This window comes from Streptomyces caelestis, assembly GCF_001279005.1.
GTDB lineage: Bacteria > Actinomycetota > Actinomycetes > Streptomycetales > Streptomycetaceae > Streptomyces > Streptomyces heliomycini.
The window spans coordinates 1-25,587 of record NZ_LGCN01000216.1 but is presented as its reverse complement, the minus strand read 5'-3'; the positions used below and the strand labels follow the sequence as shown (position 1 = coordinate 25,587).

Genomic DNA, 25,587 nt, shown 5'->3' with positions numbered 1-25,587 from the left:
CTCCGCCTCAGAACTCGATGCGCTCGCGACGGGTGGCGCGCAGCATGACCACGGACACGATCAGGGTGAGGAGCAGCATGACCACGCCCATGGCGCAGGCGTAGCCGCTCCGGCCGTACAGCAGGAAGTTCCGCATCATCACGGTCGACATGACCTCGCTGTGGTGGTCGGGGCCGCCGCCGTAGTCGCCGGCGGTCATGGTGGAGACCAGGATGAACATGTCCATCGCCGCGATGCCGAGGTAGACCCAGGCGGTCTGCACGGAGTCCCACAGCAGCGGCAGGGTGATGCGGAAGAAGGACTGGGCGCGGCCCGCCCCGTCGATGAGCGCGGCCTCGTATACGTCGCGGGGAATGGACTGCATGGCGGCGGAGAACAGCACCAGATAGAACCCGACGCCGTGCCAGACGACCACCGCGATAAGTGCCCACAGCACGAAGTCCGGCTCGTTGAGCCATTCCACGGGATTGTTCTCGTCGACCAGTCCGAGTTCGATCAGGACGCCGTTGAGCATGCCGCCGCCGTCACTGCGGTAGACCGCCCCGAAGAGCACCGCCAGGATGGCCAGCGACAACACCTGCGGAAAGAAGTAGACGACCCGGTAGTACGTCGATCCGGCGACTCCGGAAACCCCTCCGGAACGTCCGCGTCCGCCCGCGTTCAGCATGAAGGCGAAGAACAGCGCGAGCAGAATGGTGATCACCGGGATGAACACCAGGAACAGGATGTTGTGCCCGATGGCACCCATGAAGACGTCGTCCTCGAACAACGCGGTGTAGTTGTCCAGGCCGACGAAGTCGAAGGTCTGCGACTGTCCCTTCCAGTCGGTCAGCGAATAACCGAAGGTCTGGACGTACGGCCAGATGACGAAGATCAGGTAGAGCGCCACGGGAAAGAAGAGGAATCCCGCGACGAACCGGTGCTGCCCTTTGCGCATGGCGTTCCTGCCCCCTGGGTGTGGCCGCTGCGGGCCGGGAGTCGCCCCGGCCCGCGGCCCGGTCGGTCGAGCGGGATCAGTCGCGGCGGTTCTTCTTCGAGGACGGGTCCTTGGCCTGCTCGTCGACCGCGGTCTGGGCCCGCTTGAGCCACTCCTTGGGCTGGATGCGCTTGGCCATCAGCTCGTTGGAGGCGTTCTCGATGGCGGTGCCCATCTCGCTGTACCACTCGGTGTACAGGAAGCGGAAGGTGTGGTCGCCGGCCGCCTTGGAGGCCTCGAGGGTGGACTGGGTGCCCGGCCGGAGCCGGACGTCCGGGTCGACGCCGTCCTTGAGGATGGTCAGCGAGTTCGCCTCCTTCGCGAAGACGGTCGACCACTCCTTGGAGAGCATCATCCGCATGAACTCCTTGGCCGCGGGGAGGTTCCTGGCCTTGGACGGGATGAGGAAGGGCTCACCGGAGCCGGCCCGGATCGCCTCGAACGGCAGCGCGCTGTCCGGCAGCAGCGGCATCGGCAGGAACTTCATGTCGAAGTCCGCCGGCGTGGTCTTGAGCTGCTCGTTCTCGAGCCAGGAACCGCTGGTGACGAAGGCGGCCTTGTACTGGTTCCAGCGGGTCTGCGACTCGGTGTGGGTCAGGCCGTTCGTCCCGGGCATCAGATAGCCCTTCTCGACGACCTCGTAGACGGCCTCGATGGCCTCGGTGGCCGCGTCGGAGCCGACGAACGCCTTCGGGTCGAGGTTGTCGATCGCCTTCATGGCGTCCAGGCCGCCCTTCTTGGCGATCAGGTCCATGATGGCGACGTTGATGTAGTACGGGTACTTGCCCTGGTGGGCGAGGCCGCCGATGCCCTGGGCCTTGGCGTCCTTGCAGACGGCGAGGAAGTCGTCCCAGGTCCTGGGCGCCTCCCAGCCCTTCTCCGCGAAGAGCTTGCCGGAGTACCACAGGCCCCACACCGTGTAGATGTAGTTGAGGGCGACGACCTTGCCCTCCTGCAGGCCGGCGTCGAGCGTGCCGGGGACGAGGGTGTCGCGGACCTTCGTGCCCGGGTCGTCGACGGACGGGGCGTCCAGCACTTCGGCCAGGTCGAGGAGTTGGCCGTTCTTGTGCAGCACGTCGATCGGGATCTGCTGGGCGCCGGAGTCGTCCACGATGTCCGGCGGATTGCCGGCGTTGAAACGGGGCTGGAGCTTGCCCGTGATCTCCTGGGTGCCGGTGTGGACGGAGGTGACGCCCCACTTCTTCTTGAACGCGGCCTCCCACGCCTTGGCGTAGTCGTCGCCGTAACCGCCCTTGAAGATGACGACGTCGAGTTTGCTGCCTTCCTTGACGCCGAACGGGTTGGACTCGGACGCCTTTCCCTCGTTCTCGCCGGAATCATCGCCCCCACCCCCGCTGGCGCACGCGGACAGAAAGCTCATCGCCGGTACGGAAACCAGGCCGAGCGCGGCGGACCGCTTGATCAGTGCGCGGCGCCCCACGCCGGTCGTGCCGTCGTCGCCGGTGCCGTGGTTCCCGGTGGAACCGGTGCCGTTGTTCTCGGCGGAAGTGGATCCCATGCTCAAGTCCTCGCCTTCTCCAGGACTCAGGCGGTGAACCGGATCCTCCCCGGCACCGCGTTCGGGTCGAACTGGGTCGTGCAGGAGGTGCGGCTGGTACGGGTCGGGTGCGGTGAGGACGCCCCGGAGTGCCGACAGGTATAGTCCACTTCACGCCGACGGAGCAAGATCGAGCGCAAGGTTCGCCCATGGTCTTTTCCGAGTTGAGACCTCGCGGAAATATCGGCCTCCGGCGCTTTCCCCGACGGAAGAATCGTTGCCGTCGGGCCGGAACGCCACATTCAACACCCTTGACACCAGCGGCCACATGACGCACTACTAGACCTTGCGCATCCGATTGACAACGTTGTCCAGCGCAGGGAGGGTCCGCACGCATGCACAGCAGGGTTCGGCACAGATGGGGGACGGCGGTCGTCGCGGCGACCGCCTTCGCCTTGGCCGCGGGTTCCCAGGGCGTCGCGGTGGCGCTGCCCCAGGCCCCGCCGAAGGCGGACCGTGAGTTCGCGTCGTCGTTCGAGTCCGGGGAGCCCGCCCCGGACTGGCTGAACACCGTCGACACCACGCGGGGCGGCGAGAAGCGCGCCTCGGGCGTGGACGGCGGTTACAGCTCCGGCATTCCGGGCAATGTCACCGACCACGTCACGGAGGTCCGCGCCAGCGCGGAGAACACCGGCGGCGGGGAGGTGAAGGAGAACCTCGTCGACGGCGAGCCGAGCAGCAAGTGGCTGGCCTTCGAGTCCACCGGCTGGGTGGAGTTCGACCTGGACACCCCGGTGAAGGCGCTCCGTTACGCCCTCACGTCCGCCAACGACGCCGCCGAGCGCGACCCGAGGGACTGGACCCTCAAGGGCTCCGCCGACGGCGAGGACTGGAAGACCCTCGACACCCGCTCGGGCGAGACGTTCACCCAGCGCTTCCAGACCAAGCTCTACGACATCGACGCCTCCGCGGTCGCCGAGTACCGGCACTTCCGGCTGGAGATCACCAGGAACGGCGGCGGCGGCATCGTCCAGCTCGCCGACGTCCAGTTCTCCACCGGCGACGACGAGGCGCCCGTCCCGCAGGACATGCTCTCGCTGGTCGACCGCGGTCCGACCGGCTCGCCGACGGCCAAGGCGGGCGCCGGGTTCACCGGCAAGCGCGCCCTGCGGTACGCCGGCCGGCACACCGCCGACGGGCGGGCGTACTCGTACAACAAGGTGTTCGACGTCAACACGAGGGTCGACCGGAACACCGAACTGTCGTACCGCGTCTTCCCCTCGATGGCGGACGGCGACCTCGACTACGACTCCACCAACGTCTCCGTCGACCTCGCCTTCACCGACGGCACCTATCTGAGCGACCTGCGCGCCACCGACCAGCACGGGTTCCCGCTCACCCCGCGGGGACAGGGCGCGTCGAAGATCCTCTACGTCAACCAGTGGAACAACGTGGTCTCCCGGATCGGTTCGGTGGCCGCCGGCAAGACCGTCGACCGGATCCTGGTGGCGTACGACTCCCCCAAGGGCGAGACCAGGTTCCGCGGCTGGCTGGACGACGTGGCGCTGAAGCCGGTGAAGCCCGAGCGGCCGAAGGCCCACCTCTCCGACTACGCGGTGACGACCCGGGGCACCAACTCCAGCGGCGGCTTCTCGCGCGGCAACAACTTCCCCGCGACGGCGGTGCCGCACGGGTTCAACTTCTGGACCCCGGTCACCAACGCCGGTTCGCTGAGCTGGCTGTACGACTACGCGCGCGGCAACAACGCGGACAACCTGCCGACGCTCCAGGCGTTCAGCGCGAGCCACGAGCCGAGCCCCTGGATGGGCGACCGGCAGACCTTCCAGGTGATGCCGTCGGCCGCCTCCGGCACCCCGGACACCGGCCGTGAGGAGCGCGAGCTGGCGTTCCGGCACGAGAACGAGACCGCGCGGCCGTACTACTACGGCGTGCGGTTCGAGAACGGCCTGAAGGCAGAGCTGGCGCCGACCGACCACGCGGCGGCGATGCGCTTCACCTTCCCCGGCGACGACGCGAGCGTGCTGTTCGACAACGTCACCGACCAGGCCGGCCTGACCCTCGACGAGGAGAACGGCGCCTTCACCGGCTACTCGGACGTCAAGTCCGGGCTCTCCACGGGCGCCACCCGGCTGTTCGTCTACGGCGAGTTCGACAAGAAGGTCACCGAGGGCGACGCCGACGGCGTCAAGGGCTACCTGCGCTTCGACGCCGGCAAGGACCGCACGGTCACGCTGCGCCTGGCCACCTCGCTGATCGGCGTCGAGCAGGCGAAGGACAACCTGCGCCAGGAGCTGCCCCGCCGCACCTCCTTCGACAAGGTCAAGCGCGACGCCCAGCGCCAGTGGGACCGCATCCTCGGCAAGGTCGAGGTCGAGGGCGCCACGCCGGACCAGCTGACCACGCTGTACTCCAGCCTCTACCGGCTGTACCTGTACCCGAACGCGGGCCACGAGAAGGTCGACGGGGCGTACAAGTACGCCTCCCCCTTCTCGAAGATGGAGTCGGCCGACACCCCGACGCACACCGGCGCGAAGATCGTCGACGGCAAGGTGTACGTCAACAACGGCTTCTGGGACACCTACCGGACCACCTGGCCGGCGTACTCCTTCCTGACCCCGTCCAAGGCCGGTGAGCTGGTCGACGGGTTCGTGCAGCACTACAAGGACGGCGGCTGGACCTCGCGCTGGTCCTCCCCCGGCTACGCCGACCTGATGACCGGCACCTCCTCGGACGTCGCGTTCGCCGACGCGTACGTCAAGGGCGTCGACTTCGACGCGGAGGCCGCGTACGACGCGGCGGTGAAGAACGCCACCGTCGTGCCCCCGTCGTCGGGTGTGGGCCGCAAGGGCATGGCGACCTCGCCGTTCCTCGGCTACACCGGCACCGACACCCACGAGGGCCTGTCGTGGGCGCTGGAGGGCTACCTCAACGACTACGGCATCGCGAAGATGGGCGAGGCCCTCCACGAGAAGACGGGCGAGAAGCGCTACCAGGAGGAGTCGGCGTACTTCCTCGACCGCGCCCAGAAGTACGTCAACCTCTTCGACTCCGAGGCCGGCTTCTTCCAGGGCAGGAACGCCAAGGGCGACTGGCGCGTGAAGTCCTCGGCGTACGACCCGCGCGTGTGGGGCCACGACTACACCGAGACCAACGGCTGGGGCTACGCCTTCACCGCCCCGCAGGACAGCCGCGGTCTGGCCAACCTGTACGGCGGCCGGGACGGCCTCGGCGACAAGCTCGACGAGTACCTGTCCACGCCCGAGACGGCCTCCCCGGAGTTCAAGGGCTCCTACGGCGGTGTCATCCACGAGATGACCGAGGCGCGGGACGTCCGGATGGGCATGTACGGCCACTCCAACCAGGTCGCCCACCACGCCCTGTACATGTACGACGCGGCCGGGCAGCCCTGGAAGACGCAGGCGAACGTGCGCGAGGTGCTGTCCCGCCTCTACACCGGCAGCGAGATCGGCCAGGGCTACCACGGCGACGAGGACAACGGCGAGCAGTCGGCCTGGTACCTCTTCTCCTCGCTCGGCTTCTACCCGCTGGTGATGGGCAGCGGCGAGTACGCCATCGGCTCCCCGCTGTTCAAGAAGGTCACCGTGCACCTGGAGAACGGCCGCGAACTGGTCGTCAAGGCGCCGAGGAACAGCGCGAAGAACGTCTACGTGCAGGGTCTGAAGGTCAACGGCAAGCGCTGGAACTCCACTTCGCTGCCGCACTCGGTGATCTCCAGGGGCGGCGTCCTGGAGTTCGACATGGGATCGCGTCCGTCGTCGTGGGGCACGGGCGAGAACGCGGCGCCCGTGTCGATCACCCAGGACGACGAGGTGCCCACGCCCCGCAAGGACGCGCTGAAGGGCGGGGGCGCCCTGTTCGACGACACGTCGGCGACCGGCGCCACGGTGTCCACCGTGGAACTGCCCGTCACCGGGGCCACCGAGGCGGTGCAGTACACGCTGACCTCCTCGGACCGCGCCAAGGCGCCCACGGGCTGGGTGCTGCAGGGCTCGGCCGACGGGGAGAAGTGGACCGACCTCGACCGGCGGACGGACGAGACCTTCCGCTGGGACCGCCAGACCCGCGCCTTCTCGGTCGGGCAGCCGAAGGCCTACGGCCACTACCGGCTGGTGCTGACCGGTGAGGCGACGCTGGCGGAGGTGGAACTGCTGAGCTGAGCCGGCCTCCGCCCGCACGGCGGGCCCGGACCTCGTCCGGGCCCGCCTTTCTGGAGAAACAGTCGGACCGACCTGCGTGGAGCCGGTCCTAGGGCGGGCCGGTGACCGAGACACTGCCCTCATGGGCATTGACCTCTTCGACGTCGAACAACTTCTGCTGACCGAAGCTGCTGAGCCGCCGCTGCCGCCCCAGGACGCTGAGGCCAGGGACCGGGTGTGGGACATGGCGGTCCGGGCCAACCCCAGCCTCTTCGACGGGCCTGTGGTGGCCTGCGGGGGGTTGAAGTGGATGGACCCGTGCATCCTGCGCCTGTCCTGGGTGCGTGTGACCTATCGGCACTACGCCTTGCGTCGCGTTCCCGGTGCCACCGCGCTGCCCTCGTTGTTCGTGAACGTCGTCCAGCCGACGGACGACGGCCGTGTGCTGGCAGCGAGGATGTCGCCCTCCACGGCCGCCCCGGGCCGCTGGCAGTTGCCAGGAGGGTCTGTGGAGCCTCCCCGGGACGGAGCAGCGCTGGACGAGTCGGCACTGGCCGGTCAGGCGGCGCGAGAGCTCGCCGAGGAGTTGGGGATCGACGCGGCCGCCGAGGACCTGAAGCTGTGGGTCGTCACCTGCGGCGAGAACGGCAGTATCGGCCTGACCTACCTGGCCCCGGCCCTTCCCGAGGTAACGCTGCGCGCGGCCTTCGCCATGGTTGCGGCGGCCGAGCGCGTCCAGGGCCGCGAACCTGAACTCGACGGCATCGCCCTGGTGCACTCGCCGGACGAACTGGCCGGTCTGGCCGGCCCGCACGCGGACTACCTGGATCCGATCGTCCGCCGCTTCTCCGGGTGCCGCTGAGGTCAGGCACCGGTGAGGAAGTCGCGTCCCCGTTCGTCGAGCTCGGCCACACACCGCAGGCCACGGGCCCGGAAGCGTGCGAGGTCGCTGCGCATACGGGAGACCGCTTTCAGCGGTGCGGGCGGAGCGGACACCGCCCATGTGATCGATGGCCCGGTGCCAGGTGGCGCACGCCTGCTCGACGCTGCCGCGCTTGAGGTGCATCTCCGCGCCCGCGACCAGATCCAGGGCGACGATCCGCGCGTAGGTGTCTGCCGGGCGGGCCGTGGCGGCCAACGCGTACTGCGCGGCGGCGGCCCGGTGATCGCCCAGGGTCTCGTGGACCTTGGCGGTGCGGGAGTACACCGACGCGGCCGGTGGGCCCCAGGCCAGCGCCCAGAACGGCACCTCGTCGCCGGGGGCACCGGCCAGCAGGGTGCGGGCGCGTTCGGCCTCGGCGAGGGCCGCGCAGGGCTTGCCGCTCTTGGCCAGGGTGTGGGCGTGAACGACGCGGAAGAGGGCTTCGGTCTGGGCGTCCACCCGTCCTTTGGCCCGGTTCAGGCCGGTCTCGGCCAGGCCCAGGCAGTGTTCAGGACGGTGGAGCCTGAGGCCCTGCATGGCCATCGTGCGCATCACGAATCCGTCGTGCCCGCGCAGGCCGGATTCGGCGGCCAGGGCGTAGGACTGCAGGTAGTAACGCTGGGCGAGTCCCTGTTGCCCGGCGTCGTAGCTTTTCCAGCCCAACAAGTGGACGCCGCGGCTGGCGGCGGAGAGCATCTGCCGGCGGGCTTCGTCGGTACGGAACCGGGCCCGGCACAGCGGGGCGACGTCGTCACGGAGGTAGGTGACCAGGGCGCTGCGGCCGTGCTGTCCGCCGTGGCGTTCGTCCATTTCGGAGAACGCGTGGATCATGTCGCGGACGGCGGCGACTTCGGCCATGCCGACGGTGTTTCCGGTGCGGGCGGCCTCGGTGCGGGCGGCGATGTCCTGGACGTGGCTGAGGGGTAGGGCTGCGGCTGTCACGGAGTAGGCGGCGGCCGTCAGGAAGCGGCGGCGGTCCAACTCATACCTCCACATCGGCAGCAGGGCATCCATCGGGTCGCTCCCGAGGGACAGTCCGATGGTGTCATTCTCGGCCTCTGCCGGGGAGGGCAGGCCGAGGTCGGCGGGGGTCAGGAGGCGGCCGAGGCGCCGGGAGAGCGCGACGGCGAGGTAGCGGGGTGTGTCACCACGGGGCACGGTTCCGCTGAGCCAGTGTTCGACGTTGGACTTGTTCGTGCGCAAGCGTGCGCCGCATTCGGCGGCGACCGCGCAGACTGCCTTGGCCAGCGCCTCGTAGGTGAGGCCGGACTCGGCGACAAGGGCGCTGAGATGGATGTTCGACGTGCGTGTGGTCATGAGCACCTGCCCCGTATATACGAGATATACCGCTTGGCCTGCCCGCCACCGTATCGCTACGAAGAGTCCGCCGGTTGACTCTTCATCAGACCCGAGCCCGGCGGTCGACACCAGTGCCGTCCTGCTTCCGTGCTCACGTCTGCGAACCGCATGTGATGCCCCGAGGAGGGATCGTCATGGACGAGCAGGATGACCGCTGGATCGCCGCTGCGGCGGCGGCTCTGCTGGCGGCGGAGTACGAGCGCGTCCCGATTGAAGCGTTGACCGTTCGACGGCCGGGTTTGTCGGTGGAGACCGCCTACCGGGTGCAGGAGGTAGCGGTGGCACGGCGAACCGCGAGCGGCGTCCGCGTCGTCGGCCACAAGGCCGGGGTGACCTCTCGGGCCATGCAGGAGCAGATGGGTGTCGACGAGCCGGACTCGGGCGTCCTGCTGGACCACATGGTGCTGCCCGCCGGCAGCGCCCTGGACCGGTGTGTGCTGATGCAACCGCGAGTGGAGGCCGAGATCGCGTTCCGGCTCGGCTGCGACCTGGCGGGCGCGAACGTGGGTCTGGATGAGGTAAGGGCAGCAGTGAAGGAAGTGTTCCTCGCCCTGGAGGTGATCGACACCCGGTTCACCAGCTGGCGCCTCACGGTCGCGGACAGCATCGCCGACAACGCGTCCTGCGCTCGGGTCGTCACCGGGCCCATGGTGCCGCTCAGCGCGGACATGGACCTGGCCGCCGAACTGCTGGTCGTCAGCATCGACGGTACCGCCGTCGCGACCGGGGAAGGCCGCGCCGTCCTCGGCGACCCGCTCCGTGCCCTGACCTGGCTCGCCGGACGGCTACACCGCTCTGGCGACGGCCTGCGCGCCGGGCAGTTGGTCCTGGCCGGGGCCGTACACGCCAGCCTCCCCCTGGAAGCCCGGAGCACGGTACGCGCCCGCTCGTCGCATCTTCCGCCGGTCGAGCTGCACGTGCGCTAGCCGGCAGCGCGCCCCTCATGCACCACCCCTCCACTGAACGAAGGAGCGGCCGATGGCTGCTGATGAACAGCGTCTGCGTGTCGCCGTGCTCGGCGCGGGCCTGATCGGGATCGACCTCGTCGACAAAATCTGCCGGTCGAGGAAGCTGGAACTGGCCCTGGTCGCAGGCCGCGACCGGGACAGCCTGGGCTTGCGACGGGCGGCCGAGACGGGCCACCCGACCACCGCCGGCGGGATCCACGCCGTGGTGGACGCCGGGCCCCTCGACATGGTCTTCGACGCCACCAACGCCGACATCCATGCCGAGCACTGGACGGCGCTGCGGCCAACCGGCACCACTCTGATCGACCTGACCCCCACGGGTCTCGGCACGGTCATCGTGCCGGGCGTCAACAGCCACCCGCCGGCGGCCCGTCGGCACCTGAACCTCGTCAGCTGCGGCGGGCAGGCGGCCATTCCGGTCCTGTACGCCCTCTCCCGGCGCTGCACCCCCTCGTACATCGAAGTGGTCTCCACCGGGGCGAGTGCGAGTGCCGGCCGGGCCACCCGCCTGAACCTCGATCAGTACATCGCCACCACTTCGGCCGCGATCCGGGCCTTCACCGGCACCCGGGACGTGAAGGTGATGGTCAACCTCAGCCCCGCCCGGCCCGCACCGCCGTTCCGGGTGGCCATGACCGTCCTCGCGGACGGCATCCGCCCCGCACCGGTCCGCACGAGCATCGCGGCCGCCGCCCAGGCCGTGCGCGCCTACGCGCCCGGGTTCAAGGTGACGTCGCTCGCCGTGGACCCGGGTCGGATCTCGGTCGTGGTGGAGGTGACCGCCTCCGGTGGCCGCCTGCCCCGCCACGCCGGAAGCGTCGACATCATCAACGCCGCCGCTGTCCTGCTCGCCGAGCAGTCGGCCGCCGCTTCCCGAGGAAGGGGACTCCACCCATGAACACACCCCCGCACGAGCGGCGCCGGATTCTCCTGCACGACCCGACCCTGCGCGACGGACACCACGCGGTCGGCCACCGGCTCGACGCCGACCAGCTCCGCGCCTACGCCACCGCCGCGAACGCCGCCGGAGTGCCGGTGGTGGAGGTCGGCCACGGCAACGGTCTGGGCGCCTCCAGCCTTCAGATCGGCCGCGCCCGACTCGACGACGCCACGATGCTCACCACTGTCCGCGAGGCTCTCACCTCGTCACGGATGGGCGTCTTCATGGCCCCCGGCTGGGGCACCTCCGACGACCTGGCGGCCGCCGTCCGCCATGGCGCCGACGTCGTACGGATCGCCGCGCACTGTACCGAGGCCGACGTCACCGAACGCCACATCGGCGTCGTCCGTGACCTCGGAGCCGAAGCCCAGGGCGTCCTACTCATGAGCCACATGACCGGCCCCGGCGGGCTCGCCGAACAGTGCGCCCTGATGGTGCGGTTCGGCGCGCAGGCCGTCGGCATCATGGACTCCGCGGGCCATTACCTCCCGGCCGATGTCGCTGAGCGCGTGCGCGCCATTGTCGACGCCGTCGACGTGCCGGTGATTTTTCACGGCCACAACAACCTGGGCCTGGCCGTGGCGAACAGCCTTGCCGCCGTGGACGCCGGGGCGTCCATCATCGACGCGACCGCCCGCGGGTTCGGCGCCGGGGCCGGCAACACCCAGCTCGAGGTCCTCGTGGCTGTCCTCGAACGCCGTGGCGTCGAGACCGGTATCGGCCTGCGCGAGGTCCTGGCCGCCACCGACGTCGCCGCCGACCGCCTGATGAAAGCCCCGCCGTCCGTCGACTCGCTCGCCGTGGCCAGTGGGCTCGCCGGGGTGTTCTCCGGCTTCAGGCGACCCGTTCTTCAGACCGCCCGTGCCGAAGGCATCGACCCCGTCGATCTGTTCCTCGCCCTCGGTGAACGGCAGGTTGTCGCCGGGCAGGAGGACCTGATCGGCGACATCGCCCGTCAGGTCAAGGCGGCCGCCCGATGACCGCCGCATCCGGAGTTGCCAGGAGGGCGGCCGTGGTCTGCGGAGTCGGCGCAGCGCTGCCCCCGTACATCGTCTCGAACGCCGACCTGACCGCGCGTCTGGACACCACGGATGAGTGGATCCGCTCGCGGACCGGCATCACCCGGCGTCACGTCGCCGGGGCGGACCTGTCCACGACCGACCTCGCCGTCCGGGCCGCCGCCCAGACCCTCGACGACGGGGAACCGGTCATGGTGGAGGCCCTGGTGGTGGCCACGACCACCCCGGACCGCTGCTGTCCGGCCACCGCCCCCGCCGTCGCCACCCGGCTCGGGCTGACCGGCATCCCCGCATACGACCTCGCGGCCGGCTGTACCGGTTTCCTCTACGCCCTCGCCACCGCGGCCGGGCTCATCGCCGCCGGTACCGCACGGACCGCCCTGGTCGTCGGTGCCGACCGCCTCGCTACTCTTCCCGACCCCGAGGACCGCACGACCGTCCCGCTGTTCGGCGACGGTGCCGGTGCTGTGGTGCTGCGCCGCGGCAGCGCGGACGAGGCCGGAGCCCTCGGGCCGGTGATGCTGGGCAGCGACGGCACCGGCGCCGACCTGATCCGGGCCTTCCGCCCCGGCGCTCTGCGCATGAACGGATCCGATGTCTTCCGGCACGCAGTCGACCGCATGTCCACGGCCTCCCGCCAGGCTGCCACCGCCGTGGGGTGGGAACTCGCGGACGTCGACCGCCTGGTCCCGCACCAGGCCAACAGCCGCATCACCTCGTTCGTCGCCCGGCAGCTCGATATCCCCGACGGTCGTCAGCTCGGCAACGTGGACGAGGTCGGCAACACCGGTGCCGCGTCCATCCCCCTGCTCCTGGCCCAAGCCGCCTCCGACGGCCGCCTCAAGCCCGGCCACCGCACCCTGCTCACCGCGTTCGGCGCCGGACTGTCCTGGGGCGCCACCACCCTCACGTGGCCCGACCTCTCCCTCACCCGCCTTCCGAAAAGGAGCCGGACATGACCGGTGACCTCACCAGCATCCTGATCCACGACCTCAAGCTGCCCGCCGACCGGCTCACCGACGACGCCAGCCTCGACCACGCCGGATTCGACTCCCTAGCCGTCGTCGAGCTGTCCGTCCTCCTCGCCGACCGCTACGGCATCGACATCAGCGACAGCGACATCAAGGACGTCGCCACCCTCGGCCGGTTGGACCTGCTCATCACCACCAAGCGCAGCGGAAGGTGACCGCCCCGTGACTCACACCGGCCGTCGGCCCGGACGGGCCTGGATCATCACCCCCGGCCTGCGCGGAGACCGCTTCGCCGGCGCGCAAAAGTCCGGCGCCGCGGTCGCCGTCGTCGACATCGAGGACTCCGTCGCCCGCTCCGACAAGCAGACCGCCCGAACCGCCTCAGAAGCGTTCTTCGCCCTCCCCGACCCGCCGTGCACCCTCGGCATCCGGATGAACAGTCTCACGACGATCGACGGCGTCAAGGACCTCGTTGCCCTCGCCACCTACACCGCCCGCCCCGACCTGATCGTGGTCCCCAAGGTGGAAGCGTCCCGCGACATCGAACTCGTCGCCGCAGCGCTCGACGCCGACGGCTACATCCCCGGCATTTGGGCGCTGATCGAAAGTCCCCGTGCCTTCGACGCCCTCCCTGAGATCATGCGCGCGCCCCGGCTCGGCGGCGTCATTTTCGGCTCCGCCGACTATGCCGCCTCCGTCCGCTGCGGCCTGGGCTGGGACGCCCTCCTTTACGCCCGTTCGGCCCTCGTCAACGCCGCCGGCGCCGCGAACATCCCCGCCATCGACGCTCCCACCTGGGACCTCGACGACCCCGCCATCCTGCGCCGCGACGCCGAGCGGGCCAAGGAACTCGGTTTCCACGGCAAGGGCTGCGTCCACCCCCGCCACGTGCAGGTGATCAATGACGTCTTCACACCCACCGCCGAGGAGATCGCCCAAGCCCGCGCCATCATCGCGGCCGCCGACGCCAGCGGCGGAACGGTGACCACCGTGAACGGGCAGATGCGCGGCACCCCCTTCTTCAACAAGGCTCGCGCGCTCGTCGCCGAAGCGGACCGCTCGCCATGACCCCCGGAATGCCCCACGGCTACCGCCGGACCGGCGAGGACCGGATCCGCGAGAGCGTCGGCCTCTCCTACCCCGAACTCGTCCCCGGCCTGATCATCGAGCACCGGCCCGGTCGGACGGTCACCGAACTCGACAACCTTCTCGGCGCCGCACTGAGCGGCAACGTCGCCCCCATCCACACCGATGCCCACTACAGCAGCCAGACCCGGTGGGGCCGCATCCTGGTCTGCTCCGGCGTCACCCTCAATCTCGTGGCCGGTATGACCGTCCGCAGCATCAGCGGCCTGACCACCGCCAACCTCGCCGTCGACCACGTGCGCTTCACCGCCCCCGTCCACATCGGCGACACCCTGTACGCCGAAACGAAGATCCTCACCCGCCGGGCATCCGAAAGCCGTCCCGACACCGGTGTCATCACCTGCCACACCACCGCCCACAACCAGGACACCACCAACGTCCTGGCCTTCATCCGCACCTTCCTCGTCCCCCTGGACGCCGACGCCGCCCGCGACGCCGTCCACTACTGAAGGCAGACCATGAACCAGCAGCTGACCTTCGCCCCAGCCGATGACGGCCTGTGGGAGCAATACGACCAGCTCGCCACCCGCTCCTACGGCCACCCGATCGGTGACATCACCCACCTGCGCGAGCACGCCGACCTCCGGGTCGCTGTCCGCGGCGGCCGGGTCGTCGCCGGCGGCCTCGGTCTCCTCGTCGACCAGTACTTCGGCGGCGCTCCCGTCCCCAGTGCCTGCCTCGGTGACGGCTGCGTGGCCCCCGAGGAACGCGGCGACCACCTGGCCACCGACATGACGACCGAACGACTGCGCCCCCTGATCGAGCGCGGAGCAGTGATCTCCGCGATCGTGACCTCCTCCACCGGTTACGCCCGCCGCCTCGGCTGGGAAGCCCCCACCGGCGTCCTCGCCTGGACCGTGGCCACCGACGACCTCAAGCGGAGCTTCACCGGCGGAGACTTCCAGGTCGAGCACGGGCTGACCGATGAGGCCGAAACCCTCCAACGCAACCTCGCCCGCCAGTGGAACGGCCCCGTCCACCGGCCCACCTGGTGGACCCGGTGGAAGCAGGACAAGAGCAGCCTCACCACCTACCGCTTCGCCCGGCCCGGCCATCCCACCTCAGGACTGCTCAGCCTCACCACCAAACGGCACGAGCGTCACGGCATGGGCCTGACCGTCCACGACTTCTGGGCCGCCGACCAGCTCACCGCCGCCGCCCTGCTCGCCTTCCTCGGCCGCCACAACACTCGCGCCCGCACCATCACCTTCCGACGCGGCACCCTCCCCCCTTGCCCCACCCTCCTGCACGGACTCCACCACCACCGCACCACCGCCGAGGCCTGGCACCCCTGGATGCTCCGCATCCTCGACATCTCCGAGGCCGTCCGGATCCGCGGCTGGCCCACCGACTTTGCCGCCACCGTACCGATCGAGATCGAGAACGAGACCGGCGGGTGGGACCGATGGATGCTTCAGGTCAAGGCCGGAGCGGCCGAGATCGTCTCCACCCACGTCGAGGCGCAAGTGGCCTTCACACGGCGCCAGCTCGCGGTCTGGTACGCCGGCGGCTACCGGTCCGCCGTATCGGCCCGCATGGCCGGAGTCCACGCGGTATCGGAGAAGGCACTCGCGACCCTCGTCCGCAGCACGGCACAGCTCGAGCCCTGGCTACCCGACCACTTCTAGCAGCCATGGGCATCCCCTCTGCCAAGCAGGGCTCCGGCGCAAGCTGAGCGTGGCGAACACCGTCCCGCGTCAGCCCAGGAAGACCGTGGCAACGAAACGCTGACCGATCGATCATGACTGGTGACAGAGCTCTTACCGGCACCCCGGAATGGGAGCGGCCCGGTGCTCTCCGGGCGGCGCTTCCAGGGCGAGGGGGGAGAGCACGCGTGACGTACTCGGGCGGCTTCGACGCGGCCTGGCTGCCGGCGGACGCGTTCCATGCGGTCGGCAGCCGGTGTTCGCTGCTCCGTGCCGCCGACGGGCCGTTGGTGGACACAATGCACGGCGAACTGGCGAGTGCCTACGAGCGGTTCGGCGAGCGGGTCGTGCGGGGCGGCGGCGAGGACGCCGAACTGGTGCTCGAACTGGCCGACGGACCGGACGACGAGGGCTTCGCGCTGACGCGCCGGGACGGCGCCACGACCGTCACCGCGTCCGGCGAACAAGGGCTGCTCCACGGCTTCTTCCACGTCGTACGGCTCGGGGAGGACGCCTTCGCCGGCGAGCGCGCCCGCGAGGAACACCGTCCGGCGTTCGTCTCGCGCATGCTGGACCACTGGGACAACGTGGCCGTGCACCCGGTCATGGGCCAGGTCGAGCGCGGTTACGCGGGCGGTTCGCTGTTCTGGACCGACGGACGGGCGCGCGGGGACCCGGACCGGGTATGGGCGTACGGCAGGCTGCTCGCGGCCTGTGGGATCAACGCCGTCGCCGTCAACAACGTCAATGTGCACCGGGCCGAGGCACACCTCCTCACCGACCGGATCGGTGAAGTCGCCGCCATCGCCGACGTGTTGCGCCCGTACGGCATCCGCACGCATCTGTCGGTCACCTTCGCCGCGCCGATGGTGCTGGGCGGGCTGCCCACCGCCGACCCGCTGGACGGGGCAGTGCGCGCCTGGTGAGCCGGGGCGACCTGGCGGGTGTACGAGGCGATCGGCGACTTCGGCGGGTACGTCGTCAAGGCAGACTCGGAGGGACAGCCGGGCCCGTTTGCGTACGGCCGCTCGCACGCCGACGGCGCGAACGCGCCGGCCGCCGCGCTGGAGCCGCGTACGGCGACACGGTGCACTAAGTCGGGGGTGCCGGACCAGCGGGGGCGGACGGTCACCCGACGTCGCCGCCGTGCGCCCGGAGCCGGGGCGCGCCGGGAAGCGAGCGGCGAACTCCCCTGCTATGGTGCGCCGATGTCATCGGTCAAACAGTTTCAGGTCACCTTCGACTGCGCGGACCCCGAGCGGGTCGCCCGCTTCTGGTGCGAGGTGCTGGGGTACGTCGTACCGCCCCCGCCGGAGGGGTTCGCCACATGGGACGACTTCGACCGGTCCCTGCCGCCCGAGCGGCGGGGTGCGGCGTTCGCCTGCGGTGACCCCTCGGGCGTGGGCCCGCGGCTGTTCTTCCAGCGTGTCCCCGAGGGCAAGGCCGTCAAGAACAGGGTGCACCTCGACGTGCGCGTCGGCACCGGGCTCGTGGGGGAGGAACGCCTCGCCGCGCTCCAGGCCGAGTGCGCACGCCTGGTCGCGCTCGGCGCGGTGCACGTGCGCACACTGGTGGCCGACGGCTACGAGGAGTCGTGCATCACGATGCAGGACGTCGAGGGCAACGAGTTCTGTCTCGACTGAGCGTCCTCGCCCCCGTGCCGGACGGGCGGGGGCGGACCGTCCGCCAAAGGCGCGGGACCGCCGCGCCGAGCGGGTCGAGGGCGAACGGCTCGTCCCGTTCGGCGCGTTCGCCGGTCAGCCGACCCGGCAGGGCAGGGACGTCGCGGCGTCACCGCCCGGGCCGAAGACCACATGGCCGAACGTCGTGCTCCTCCCCGGACCGAGGGAGCCGTCGCGGCCGGCGTCGTGGACCGTCACGTCCTGGCCGTCGTAGGTGGCGTCGCCGCCCCACAGGCCGTCGATCCGCCGGCCGTCCGGGAGGGTCCGGTCGGCCATCCGGCCGAGCATCGGCACGTCGCCGTTGTCGGTGACGGTCACCTCGGAGCGGTGGCCGCCGTTCCAGCTCCCGGTCGTACGGCGGGTGGCGGTGCACGCACCGGGGACGGGTCCGGTCGGGGCGCCGGGTTCCCTGATGCCGGTCACCTCGCCGTGGCCGCCGTCGAAGACGACGTCCGAGCAGGAGGAGAAGGTCTCCCGGCTGTCCGGGGAGCCGTGGAGCGGCGGGGGGTCGACGGAGAGGGAGGGCTGCTCCTCCTGGTCGGCCCAGGTGAGGGCGCGCGTCGGGTCGAAGCCGTCCTCGGTGGCGTGGACGTGGAGCCAACCGGGGTGCGCGTCCAGGGTGTTGCAGGAGAAGTCGACGGTCGCGCCCGCGGTGAGGTGGGTGAGCGGCCGGTCGGCGCCGGGTGTGTCGAAGCCGGTGAAGCGGGTGTTCCCGCCGCCGCACAGCTGCCCGTCGGGCACGAAGCGGCGAATGCGGACGGCGCCGTCGGAGCGCGGGACGGAGAACCGGTCGGAGAAGGGGGTGGCGCCGCCGGCCCGTGCGGCGGCCGTGCAGGCGGGGTTGACCGGCTTGATCTCGCCGGTGCCGGTCAGTGCGTCCTGCCGGTACAGGAAGGTGCGGCTGCCCGGCTTCATGGGGGTGCCGTGGGCTTCTGCCTCACTGCCCGCCGTCACGACCAGGCCGATGGCCGGGACGGTGGCGAGCAGGGAGACCAGGGCGAGGAAGAGGGCTCGGGTGCGGGTGGGGAGGACTGGTCGGGAAGCCGCTCCGCCCTCTCGGATTGTTGTGGTCATGACACACCTGTCCGCAACGTGGGGTGGACGGATGACGCAGGGATGCGTGAAGGGGACGAGGCGGGAGTCTCCCGGCGGCGGGTTCCGGTCCACCGAAGAATGGGAGCGCTCCCACCTCGTCCGTGAGGGGACCGTAGCGCCGGGCGGTCCGGTTGTAAACGGTTTCCGCACCGTCGCCTCCGCCGCCCGGCGAGGACCCGGCGCGCGACGGCGACCGTGGCGAGGGCCGTGGCGACGGCGGCGGCCAACGGCGAGGGCCGTACCCCCGGCGCCGGGGATACGGCCCTCAACCTCCCTGCCGGACCCCTTACTTGCGGATCAGGCTGCGCAGCACGTACTGCAGGATGCCGCCGTTGCGGTAGTAGTCGGCCTCACCGGGGGTGTCGATGCGGACGACCGCGTCGAACTCGACGCCGGTGTCGGTGGTGACCTTCACCGTGCGCGGGGTGGTGCCCTCGTTGAGCTCGGTGACGCCGGAGACGGAGAAGGTCTCCTCGCCGGTCAGACCGAGGGACTCGGCGGTGTGGCCCGCCGGGAACTGCAGCGGCAGGACGCCCATGCCGATGAGGTTCGAGCGGTGGATGCGCTCGTACGACTCGGCGATGACGGCCTTGACGCCGAGCAGCGCGGTGCCCTTGGCGGCCCAGTCGCGGGACGAGCCGGAGCCGTACTCCTTGCCGGCCAGGACGACCAGCGGGATGCCCTGCTCGATGTAGTTGCGGGAGGCGTCGTAGATGAACGACACCGGACCGCCGTCCTGGGTGAAGTCGCGGGTGTAGCCGCCCTCGGTGCCCGGCGCGATCTGGTTGCGCAGGCGGATGTTGGCGAACGTGCCGCGGATCATGACCTCGTGGTTGCCGCGGCGCGAGCCGTAGCTGTTGAAGTCGCGGCGCTCGATGCCGTGCTCCGTGAGGTACTGACCGGCCGGGGTGTCGGCCTTGATGGCGCCGGCCGGGGAGATGTGGTCGGTGGTGACCGAGTCGCCCAGCTTGGCGAGCACGCGGGCGCCGGAGATGTCCTCGACCGGGGCCGGTTCCATGCCCATGCCCTCGAAGTACGGGGGCTTGCGCACGTAGGTGGACTCGCCGTCCCACTCGAAGGTGTCGCCGGTCGGGACGGGCAGCGCCTGCCACTGGGCGTCGCCGGCGAAGACGTCGGCGTAGGACTTGGAGAACATGTCCTCGCCGATGGCGTTCGCCACGACGTCGTTGACCTCGGCCTCGGAGGGCCAGATGTCCTTCAGGAAGACCGGGTTGTTGTCCTGGTCGTACCCGAGGGCCTCGCGGGTGATGTCCACCGTCATGGAACCGGCGATCGCGTAGGCGACGACCAGCGGCGGGGACGCCAGGTAGTTCATCTTGACGTCGGGGTTGATCCGGCCCTCGAAGTTGCGGTTGCCGGAGAGCACCGAGGTGACGGCCAGGTCGTGCTCGTTGACCGCCTTGGAGACCTCCTCCGGCAGCGGGCCGGAGTTGCCGATGCAGGTGGTGCAGCCGTAGCCGACGAGGTTGAAGCCGACCTTGTCGAGGTAGGGGGTCAGGCCCGCCTTCTCGAAGTAGTCGGTGACGACCTTGGAGCCCGGGGCGAGGGTGGTCTTGACCCACGGCTTGCGGGTCAGGCCCTTCTCCACCGCCTTCTTGGCCACCAGCGCGGCGGCGACCATGACGTACGGGTTGGAGGTGTTGGTGCAGGAGGTGATGGCCGCGACCGTCACCGCACCGTGGTCGAGCGTGTAGGTCGTGCCGTCGGGGGCGGTGACCTCGACCGGGTGGGAGGGGGCGCCGTTGGAGATGGCCGGGGCGTCGGAGGCCGGGAAGGACTCCTTGCTCGCCTCGTCGACGTCGCCGCCGTCCTTGACGTAGTTGCGCACGTCCTGGGTGAACTGGGCCTTGGCGTCGGCGAGGACGATGCGGTCCTGCGGGCGCTTCGGGCCGGCGATCGACGGGACGACCGTGGACAGGTCCAGCTCGAGCTTCTCGGAGAAGTCCGGCTCGGCCTTCGGGTCCAGCCAGAGGCCCTGCTCCTTGGCGTACGCCTCGACGAGGGCGACCTGCTGCTCGGAGCGGCCGGTCAGGCGCAGGTAGCTCAGCGTCTCGTCGTCGATCGGGAAGATCGCGGCGGTGGAGCCGAACTCCGGCGACATGTTGCCGATGGTGGCGCGGTTGGCCAGGGAGGTGGCGGCCACGCCCTCGCCGTAGAACTCGACGAACTTGCCGACGACGCCGTGCTTGCGCAGCATCTCGGTGATGGTGAGCACCAGGTCGGTGGCGGTGGTGCCGGGCTTGAGCTCACCGGTCAGCTTGAAGCCGACGACGCGCGGGATCAGCATGGAGACCGGCTGGCCCAGCATGGCGGCCTCGGCCTCGATGCCGCCGACGCCCCAGCCGAGGACGCCGAGGCCGTTGACCATGGTGGTGTGCGAGTCGGTGCCGACCAGGGTGTCCGGGTAGGCCTTGCCGTCGCGGACCATCACCACGCGGGCCAGGTGCTCGATGTTCACCTGGTGGACGATGCCGGTGCCGGGCGGGACGACCTTGAAGTCGTCGAAGGCGGTCTGGCCCCAGCGCAGGAACTGGTAGCGCTCGCGGTTGCGGCCGTACTCCAGGTCGACGTTCTGCTTGAAGGCGTCGTTGGTGCCGAACTTGTCGGCGATGACGGAGTGGTCGATGACCATCTCGGCCGGGGAGAGCGGGTTGATCTTGTTCGGGTCGCCGCCGAGCTCCTTGACGGCCTCGCGCATGGTGGCGAGGTCCACGACACAGGGCACGCCGGTGAAGTCCTGCATGATCACGCGGGCCGGCGTGAACTGGATCTCCTGCGACGGCTGGGCCTGGGAGTCCCAGCCGCCGAGGGCGCGGATGTGGTCGGCGGTGATGTTCGCGCCGTCCTCGGTGCGGAGCAGGTTCTCCAGCAGCACCTTCAGGCTGTAGGGAAGGCGCGCGGAGCCCTCGACCTTGTCCAGCCGGAAGATCTCGTACGACTCGTCGCCCACCTGCAGCGTGCTGCGGGCGTCGAAGCTGTTCGCCGACACGACAGTCTCCTTCATTGATGTGCGCGTACCACCGCATCCTGCCGCCACGCCGCCCTGGCCGATCCGCTGAGGTAAGGCTAAGTTAGGCATCCCTTACCAGGGTGGCGGCTGCGGTGCGCCTCGGCAGATATCTCGATGTCGAGATAACTCTAATACACGAGGGCGGAATGGTCATGCCCGGACCCGGCGCGCCCCACTCTGCCCCGCCCCGCCACGGGACGGCCGCCGCATGCCATCACCGCGCCCGGACGGGGTAACCGACTGAGACGGAGTCAGTTCCGGACGGAAAGGAGTACAGGCATGCCGCTCACGTTCCGCAAGAGCTTCCGCATCCTTCCGGGGGTGCGGCTGAACATCAACAAACGGTCGTGGTCCCTCACCACCGGCGGCAGGAACGGCCCCCGGTACACCCACAGCAGCACGGGGCGTCGTACGACATCGATGGATTTGCCGGGACCTTTCGGATGGCGCCGGACCCGCCGCACCGGGGGACACTGACATCACGTCACCCGAATGGACCCCTCAGGATGTGCCATCTCATATCTGAGATAACCTCATCCTCATGTCAGACGACTACCTCGTACGCATCGGCAAGCTCATCCGTGACGCCCGTCAGCACCGCGGGTGGACGCAGGCCCAGCTCGCCGAGGCGCTCAACACCAGCCAGAGCGCCGTCAATCGGATCGAGCGCGGCAACCAGAACATCAGTCTTGAGATGATCGCCCGGATCGGCGAGGCGCTGGACAGCGAGATCGTCTCGCTGGGCTACGCCGGTCCGATGCACCTGCGCGTGGTGGGCGGCCGCCGGCTCTCCGGCGCCATCGACGTGAAGACGAGCAAGAACGCGTGCGTGGCACTGCTGTGCGCCTCGCTGCTCAACAAGGGGCGCACCGTGCTGCGCCGCGTCGCCCGCATCGAGGAGGTCTACCGCCTCCTGGAGGTGCTGAACTCCATCGGCGTGCGCACCCGCTGGATCAACGACGGCGTCGACCTGGAGATCGTGCCGCCGGCCGAGCTGGACCTCGCGGCCATCGACGCGGACGCCGCCCGCCGCACCCGCTCCATCATCATGTTCCTCGGCCCGCTGCTGCACCGCCTGGACCGCTTCATGCTGCCGTACGCCGGCGGCTGCGACCTCGGTACGCGCACCGTCGAGCCGCACATGATCGCGCTGCGCCGGTTCGGCCTGGACATCGCCGCGACCGAGGGCCAGTACCACGCGGTGGTCGACCGCTCCGTCGCCCCCGACCGTCCGATCGTGCTGACCGAGCGCGGGGACACCGTCACCGAGAACGCGCTGCTGGCCGCCGCGCGCCACGACGGCACCACCGTCATCCGCAACGCGTCCTCCAACTACATGGTCCAGGACCTGTGCTTCTTCCTGGAGGCCCTCGGCGTCAAGGTCGACGGCATCGGCACCACCACGCTCACCGTGCACGGCGTGCCCACCATCGACGTCGACGTCGACTACTCCCCCTCCGAGGACCCGGTCGAGGCGATGAGCCTGGTGGCCGCGGCCGTGGTGACGGAGTCCGAGCTGACGGTCCGCCGGGTCCCGATCGAGTTCCTGGAGATCGAGCTGGCGGTCCTGGAGGAGATGGGCCTCGACCACGACCGCTCCCCCGAGTACTTCGCCGACAACGGCCGCACGCGCCTGGTGGACCTCACCGTCCGTCCCTCCAAGCTGGAGGCGCCGATCGACAAGATCCACCCGATGCCGTTCCCCGGCCTGAACATCGACAATGTCCCGTTCTTCGCGGCGATCGCGGCGACGGCCCAGGGCAAGACCCTCATCCACGACTGGGTCTACGACAACCGCGCCATCTACCTGACCGACCTCAACCGCCTCGGCGGCCGCCTCCAGCTCCTCGACCCGCACCGCGTCCTGGTCGAGGGCCCGACCCGCTGGCGCGCCGCGGAGATGATGTGCCCGCCGGCGCTGCGCCCGGCCGTGGTCGTCCTGCTGGCGATGATGGCCGCGGAGGGCACGTCGGTCCTGCGCAACGTGTACGTCATCAACCGGGGCTACGAGGACCTGGCGGAGCGGCTGAACTCGATCGGGGCGCAGATCGAGATCTTCCGGGACATCTGACCGGCGGGGTGTTGTGCCCCTTGGAGGCAAGGGGCACAACACCGCAACGTGCCATCTGACCTGCGAATGCCTACCTTCAGGGCCCTTCGCTGATCAATGTTGCTTTTCGGCGTCTTGTGCAACGCATGCGCAAGATGATCTTAAATCATTAACGATACGTCAGAAATATCCGAATGGCCGTCAGCCTGCACGGAGGGTTACTGTCCTGAGCGGTGGACTTTTGCATAAGTCGGCTCCAAGCTGCACGTGATCTTGCATTGGTCAGCGTGACCTTGCATCAGTGAGCTGTTTCCAACCTCAGCTTGAGCAGGTCAGATACAGGGTGAGGACCGCACCCGCAGCAACCGCTTCAAGCGCTGAACACTTCGCGAAGCGCTGCAGGCGGTCGCGAGCCGGCAGGTCGGCAACGACAACGACGAAAGGCGGATCAGCGCGCCGGCTCCGACGTGCCTCGCGCCTGGTCGCGGCTGGCGACCACCAGGTATCCATCACTCTCGGGGTCGAAGGTGGTGGACTGCACCGTGAGCCCGACGCTCCGCAACTGCGCCACGAGGTCCTCGTACCGGTAGGGCCAGATGGACAACCGCTCCGAGCAGGCTCGCACTGCCCCATCCGGCTCGATCTGGGCGACCACGATCTCGAGGAAGTGTTCCTGCTCCCAGCGCTGCTCGATCTGCCAGTAGTAGCTGACGACCGCATCGCGGTCGTTGCGGCGGATGAGTCGATCGCGGACGTCTACCCGTGAGCCGGCGGAGCGCACGAGCTCCCAGTTGCGCGAGTGGAGCACAAGGCGTCCGCCCGGATTCAGCAACCGCGACATCGCTTCCAGTGCGATCAGGCGCCCGGCTGCGCCCTCGGCGTGCCCGAGCGAGTTGCCGACGCAGAACACCAGATCGAACGTGGAGTCCTCCAGGTGGTCGGGCAGCTCGTCCCAGCTCGCGCGGAGGGCTCGAAGCGAGACGCCCTTCTCGTCGGCGGCCTTCTCTGTCCGGCGAACCATCCCACTGCTGGCGTCTGCGGCGACCACGTCAAGGCCAAGACTCGCGAGACCGACGGCGAGCTGGCCGGTTCCACACGCGCAGTCGAGGACGCGCGCGTTGGGCGGCAGAGAGCCCACGACATCGCTGTAATAAACCGCGGCTGCCTTGGCGGGGGTCAACCTGTCGTCCCCGATCAGCCACTCGTATACGTCGGAAAGCGCCCCATAACCAGCCACCGCGATAACCTCCATCACTCGACGCCACGCGGGCTAGACCGCGCCTGCGACTCGGACCTTGCGCCTCGCACTGTGCCGGGCCGTGTCAGCGAAGCATTGAGCAGGACCCAACCACTTCCGGCCGCTCAGACTCCACCGGATTTCGTGGGAAACCGCGACACGCCGCACCGACGCAGGTCCCCACTCCACCGGCGCCCCATCGGCCACGATGGGGACAGTGAGCCCTTTTCAAGCTGCGGTGTCTGACCGCGAGTTGGGCTGCCCTGCGCAACGACGAAGCTCCTGGTAGACGGGTTCTCGACCAAGATCACCCTTATCCGCCAGGAGCTTCGCGTGCTTGTCTACCCGTCCTCGATTGATCTGTCCAGCCGCACCCTGCGGTTCCTGACCGGACAACTGACAGCCCGGCGGCAGGAGATCGGAACGCGGTGGCGGCGCCTTCCCGCCGCACGTACTGAGAGCTCCCGGCGAACGCGCCTTCGCTCAACTCAAGACGTGGCGGCTACTGCGGCGGGCCCGCTGTTCCACCCACCGCATCGGCACGGCAGTCCAGGCCGTTCATACCCTGCTGACCTGCACATATTCAAGATGAAAACGACTCACTGAGAGGTAAGCCCGGCCGAGGCGTTGTCGTCCCAGCCGTCCTCGACCTGCATGTAGCCGAGCATCGAGCGGGAGCGGCCGGCCCATCCGCCTTGGTCGGCGATGGCAACGACGCCCCGCCCTTGCGAGGGGATCGGGCTATGAGAATTGCTTGCAGAAAGGGCCTTAGAGCTTGTCTCACGTGGTGAACTTTGCGAGTTTCTTGTAGCAGGTCAGGACCGCTGCGAGTCCGAGGAAGGCCAGGAAGTGGCTGCCTTTGCGCTCGT

General features: G+C 69.6%; 19 protein-coding genes and 2 pseudogenes. 16 read left to right on the top strand and 5 right to left on the bottom strand.

Annotated features, from left to right (window positions below; translation table 11 throughout):
• Nucleotides 1–7 precede the first annotated feature (7 nt).
• Together ADK41_RS25900 and ngcE are read right to left on the bottom strand one after the other, a co-directional pair.
• A complete protein-coding gene (locus ADK41_RS25900) occupies nt 8–937 on the bottom strand; it encodes a carbohydrate ABC transporter permease (RefSeq protein WP_030832938.1) in 930 nt (309 codons plus the stop codon).
• Between the two features lie 76 nt (nt 938–1,013).
• On the bottom strand, nt 1,014–2,495 hold the full coding sequence (gene ngcE, locus ADK41_RS25895) for an N-acetylglucosamine/diacetylchitobiose ABC transporter substrate-binding protein (protein WP_030832941.1): 1,482 nt from the start codon (nt 2,493–2,495) through the stop codon (nt 1,014–1,016).
• 374 nt (nt 2,496–2,869) lie between these two features.
• Here ngcE and ADK41_RS25890 point away from each other — a divergent pair, with 374 nt between their 5' ends.
• The 13 genes and pseudogenes from ADK41_RS25890 to ADK41_RS25830 all read left to right on the top strand — a co-directional run bounded on the left by ADK41_RS25890 (nt 2,870) and on the right by ADK41_RS25830 (nt 17,266).
• Nucleotides 2,870–6,673: a GH92 family glycosyl hydrolase gene (locus ADK41_RS25890; RefSeq protein WP_030832944.1), complete on the top strand. Its 3,804-nt coding sequence runs from the start codon at nt 2,870–2,872 to the stop codon at nt 6,671–6,673.
• 121 nt (nt 6,674–6,794) lie between these two features.
• Nucleotides 6,795–7,514: an NUDIX hydrolase gene (locus ADK41_RS25885; protein WP_030832947.1), complete on the top strand. Its 720-nt coding sequence runs from the start codon at nt 6,795–6,797 to the stop codon at nt 7,512–7,514.
• A 141-nt stretch (nt 7,515–7,655) separates the two neighbouring features.
• Nucleotides 7,656–8,501: a hypothetical protein gene (locus tag ADK41_RS43455; RefSeq protein ID WP_158717704.1), complete on the top strand. Its 846-nt coding sequence runs from the start codon at nt 7,656–7,658 to the stop codon at nt 8,499–8,501.
• Between the two features lie 566 nt (nt 8,502–9,067).
• Nucleotides 9,068–9,859, top strand: a complete 792-nt coding sequence (locus ADK41_RS25875; protein ID WP_030832950.1) for a 2-keto-4-pentenoate hydratase — start codon at nt 9,068–9,070, stop codon at nt 9,857–9,859.
• 52 nt (nt 9,860–9,911) lie between these two features.
• The gene (locus ADK41_RS25870) at nt 9,912–10,799 is read left to right on the top strand and encodes an acetaldehyde dehydrogenase (RefSeq protein WP_030832953.1); all 888 of its coding nucleotides are present in this window, start codon (nt 9,912–9,914) and stop codon (nt 10,797–10,799) included.
• Nucleotides 10,796–11,821 carry a 4-hydroxy-2-oxovalerate aldolase gene (gene dmpG, locus ADK41_RS25865; RefSeq protein WP_030832956.1) on the top strand — a complete coding sequence of 342 codons (1,026 nt, stop codon included), beginning with the start codon at nt 10,796–10,798 and terminating at the stop codon, nt 11,819–11,821. The genes ADK41_RS25870 and dmpG overlap by 4 nt, the downstream gene beginning before the upstream one ends.
• A complete protein-coding gene (locus tag ADK41_RS25860; protein ID WP_030832959.1) occupies nt 11,818–12,819 on the top strand; it encodes a beta-ketoacyl-ACP synthase III in 1,002 nt (333 codons plus the stop codon). The genes dmpG and ADK41_RS25860 overlap by 4 nt, the downstream gene beginning before the upstream one ends.
• Nucleotides 12,816–13,046, top strand: a complete 231-nt coding sequence (locus ADK41_RS25855) for an acyl carrier protein (RefSeq protein ID WP_030832962.1) — start codon at nt 12,816–12,818, stop codon at nt 13,044–13,046. The genes ADK41_RS25860 and ADK41_RS25855 overlap by 4 nt, the downstream gene beginning before the upstream one ends.
• 7 nt (nt 13,047–13,053) lie before the next feature.
• On the top strand, nt 13,054–13,899 hold the full coding sequence (locus ADK41_RS25850) for an HpcH/HpaI aldolase/citrate lyase family protein (RefSeq protein WP_030832965.1): 846 nt from the start codon (nt 13,054–13,056) through the stop codon (nt 13,897–13,899).
• On the top strand, nt 13,896–14,426 hold the full coding sequence (locus ADK41_RS25845) for a MaoC family dehydratase (RefSeq protein WP_030832968.1): 531 nt from the start codon (nt 13,896–13,898) through the stop codon (nt 14,424–14,426). Before ADK41_RS25850 ends, ADK41_RS25845 begins: the two co-directional genes overlap by 4 nt.
• Before the next feature lie 9 nt (nt 14,427–14,435).
• Nucleotides 14,436–15,605 (top strand): GNAT family N-acetyltransferase, encoded by a 1,170-nt coding sequence (locus ADK41_RS25840; protein ID WP_030832971.1) that lies wholly within the window; start codon nt 14,436–14,438, stop codon nt 15,603–15,605.
• A gap of 113 nt (nt 15,606–15,718) precedes the next feature.
• Nucleotides 15,719–16,648, top strand: a pseudogene (locus ADK41_RS25835) (alpha-glucuronidase); the annotation flags it as partial.
• 183 nt (nt 16,649–16,831) lie between these two features.
• Complete coding sequence (locus ADK41_RS25830) at nt 16,832–17,266, top strand: VOC family protein (protein ID WP_030832986.1); 435 nt, start codon at nt 16,832–16,834, stop codon at nt 17,264–17,266.
• A 114-nt stretch (nt 17,267–17,380) separates the two neighbouring features.
• On the opposite strand, the gene ADK41_RS25825 is transcribed toward ADK41_RS25830, so the two are convergent.
• Both ADK41_RS25825 and acnA read right to left on the bottom strand, forming a co-directional pair.
• Nucleotides 17,381–18,379, bottom strand: coding sequence for a lytic polysaccharide monooxygenase (locus ADK41_RS25825; RefSeq protein ID WP_051843453.1), 999 nt, complete (start codon nt 18,377–18,379; stop codon nt 17,381–17,383).
• Nucleotides 18,380–18,686: 307 nt separating this feature from the next.
• Nucleotides 18,687–21,410 (bottom strand): aconitate hydratase AcnA, encoded by a 2,724-nt coding sequence (gene acnA, locus ADK41_RS25820; RefSeq protein ID WP_030832976.1) that lies wholly within the window; start codon nt 21,408–21,410, stop codon nt 18,687–18,689.
• Nucleotides 21,411–21,710: 300 nt separating this feature from the next.
• Here acnA and ADK41_RS39760 point away from each other — a divergent pair, with 300 nt between their 5' ends.
• Both ADK41_RS39760 and ADK41_RS25815 read left to right on the top strand, forming a co-directional pair.
• A complete protein-coding gene (locus ADK41_RS39760; RefSeq protein ID WP_078662101.1) occupies nt 21,711–21,908 on the top strand; it encodes a DUF4236 domain-containing protein in 198 nt (65 codons plus the stop codon).
• Between the two features lie 64 nt (nt 21,909–21,972).
• Nucleotides 21,973–23,502, top strand: coding sequence for a UDP-N-acetylglucosamine 1-carboxyvinyltransferase (locus tag ADK41_RS25815; RefSeq protein ID WP_030832978.1), 1,530 nt, complete (start codon nt 21,973–21,975; stop codon nt 23,500–23,502).
• A gap of 427 nt (nt 23,503–23,929) precedes the next feature.
• Here the strand turns inward: ADK41_RS25815 and ADK41_RS25810 are convergent, their stop codons facing one another.
• Nucleotides 23,930–24,733, bottom strand: a complete 804-nt coding sequence (locus ADK41_RS25810; RefSeq protein WP_199821896.1) for a class I SAM-dependent methyltransferase — start codon at nt 24,731–24,733, stop codon at nt 23,930–23,932.
• Between the two features lie 439 nt (nt 24,734–25,172).
• Between ADK41_RS25810 and ADK41_RS41110 the strand changes: the two are divergent.
• Nucleotides 25,173–25,310 (top strand): annotated as a pseudogene (locus tag ADK41_RS41110) (IS5/IS1182 family transposase); the annotation flags it as partial.
• Nucleotides 25,311–25,587: the final 277 nt, after the last annotated feature.

What these genes read in the sequence shown, in the direction of transcription:
- ADK41_RS25810 (WP_199821896.1), bottom strand. Translation starts at nt 24,733, where the DNA reads ATGGAGGTTATCGCGGTGGCTGGTTATGGGGCGCTTTCCGACGTATAC.
- ADK41_RS25830 (WP_030832986.1), top strand. Translation starts at nt 16,832, where the DNA reads ATGTCATCGGTCAAACAGTTTCAGGTCACCTTCGACTGCGCGGACCCC.
- ADK41_RS25860 (WP_030832959.1), top strand. Translation starts at nt 11,818, where the DNA reads ATGACCGCCGCATCCGGAGTTGCCAGGAGGGCGGCCGTGGTCTGCGGA.
- ngcE (WP_030832941.1), bottom strand. Translation starts at nt 2,495, where the DNA reads ATGGGATCCACTTCCGCCGAGAACAACGGCACCGGTTCCACCGGGAAC.
- dmpG (WP_030832956.1), top strand. Translation starts at nt 10,796, where the DNA reads ATGAACACACCCCCGCACGAGCGGCGCCGGATTCTCCTGCACGACCCG.
- ADK41_RS25870 (WP_030832953.1), top strand. Translation starts at nt 9,912, where the DNA reads ATGGCTGCTGATGAACAGCGTCTGCGTGTCGCCGTGCTCGGCGCGGGC.
- ADK41_RS25840 (WP_030832971.1), top strand. Translation starts at nt 14,436, where the DNA reads ATGAACCAGCAGCTGACCTTCGCCCCAGCCGATGACGGCCTGTGGGAG.
- ADK41_RS25815 (WP_030832978.1), top strand. Translation starts at nt 21,973, where the DNA reads ATGTCAGACGACTACCTCGTACGCATCGGCAAGCTCATCCGTGACGCC.
- ADK41_RS25900 (WP_030832938.1), bottom strand. Translation starts at nt 937, where the DNA reads ATGCGCAAAGGGCAGCACCGGTTCGTCGCGGGATTCCTCTTCTTTCCC.
- ADK41_RS39760 (WP_078662101.1), top strand. Translation starts at nt 21,711, where the DNA reads ATGCCGCTCACGTTCCGCAAGAGCTTCCGCATCCTTCCGGGGGTGCGG.
- ADK41_RS25885 (WP_030832947.1), top strand. Translation starts at nt 6,795, where the DNA reads ATGGGCATTGACCTCTTCGACGTCGAACAACTTCTGCTGACCGAAGCT.
- ADK41_RS25855 (WP_030832962.1), top strand. Translation starts at nt 12,816, where the DNA reads ATGACCGGTGACCTCACCAGCATCCTGATCCACGACCTCAAGCTGCCC.
- ADK41_RS25890 (WP_030832944.1), top strand. Translation starts at nt 2,870, where the DNA reads ATGCACAGCAGGGTTCGGCACAGATGGGGGACGGCGGTCGTCGCGGCG.
- ADK41_RS25845 (WP_030832968.1), top strand. Translation starts at nt 13,896, where the DNA reads ATGACCCCCGGAATGCCCCACGGCTACCGCCGGACCGGCGAGGACCGG.
- ADK41_RS25825 (WP_051843453.1), bottom strand. Translation starts at nt 18,379, where the DNA reads ATGACCACAACAATCCGAGAGGGCGGAGCGGCTTCCCGACCAGTCCTC.
- ADK41_RS25875 (WP_030832950.1), top strand. Translation starts at nt 9,068, where the DNA reads ATGGACGAGCAGGATGACCGCTGGATCGCCGCTGCGGCGGCGGCTCTG.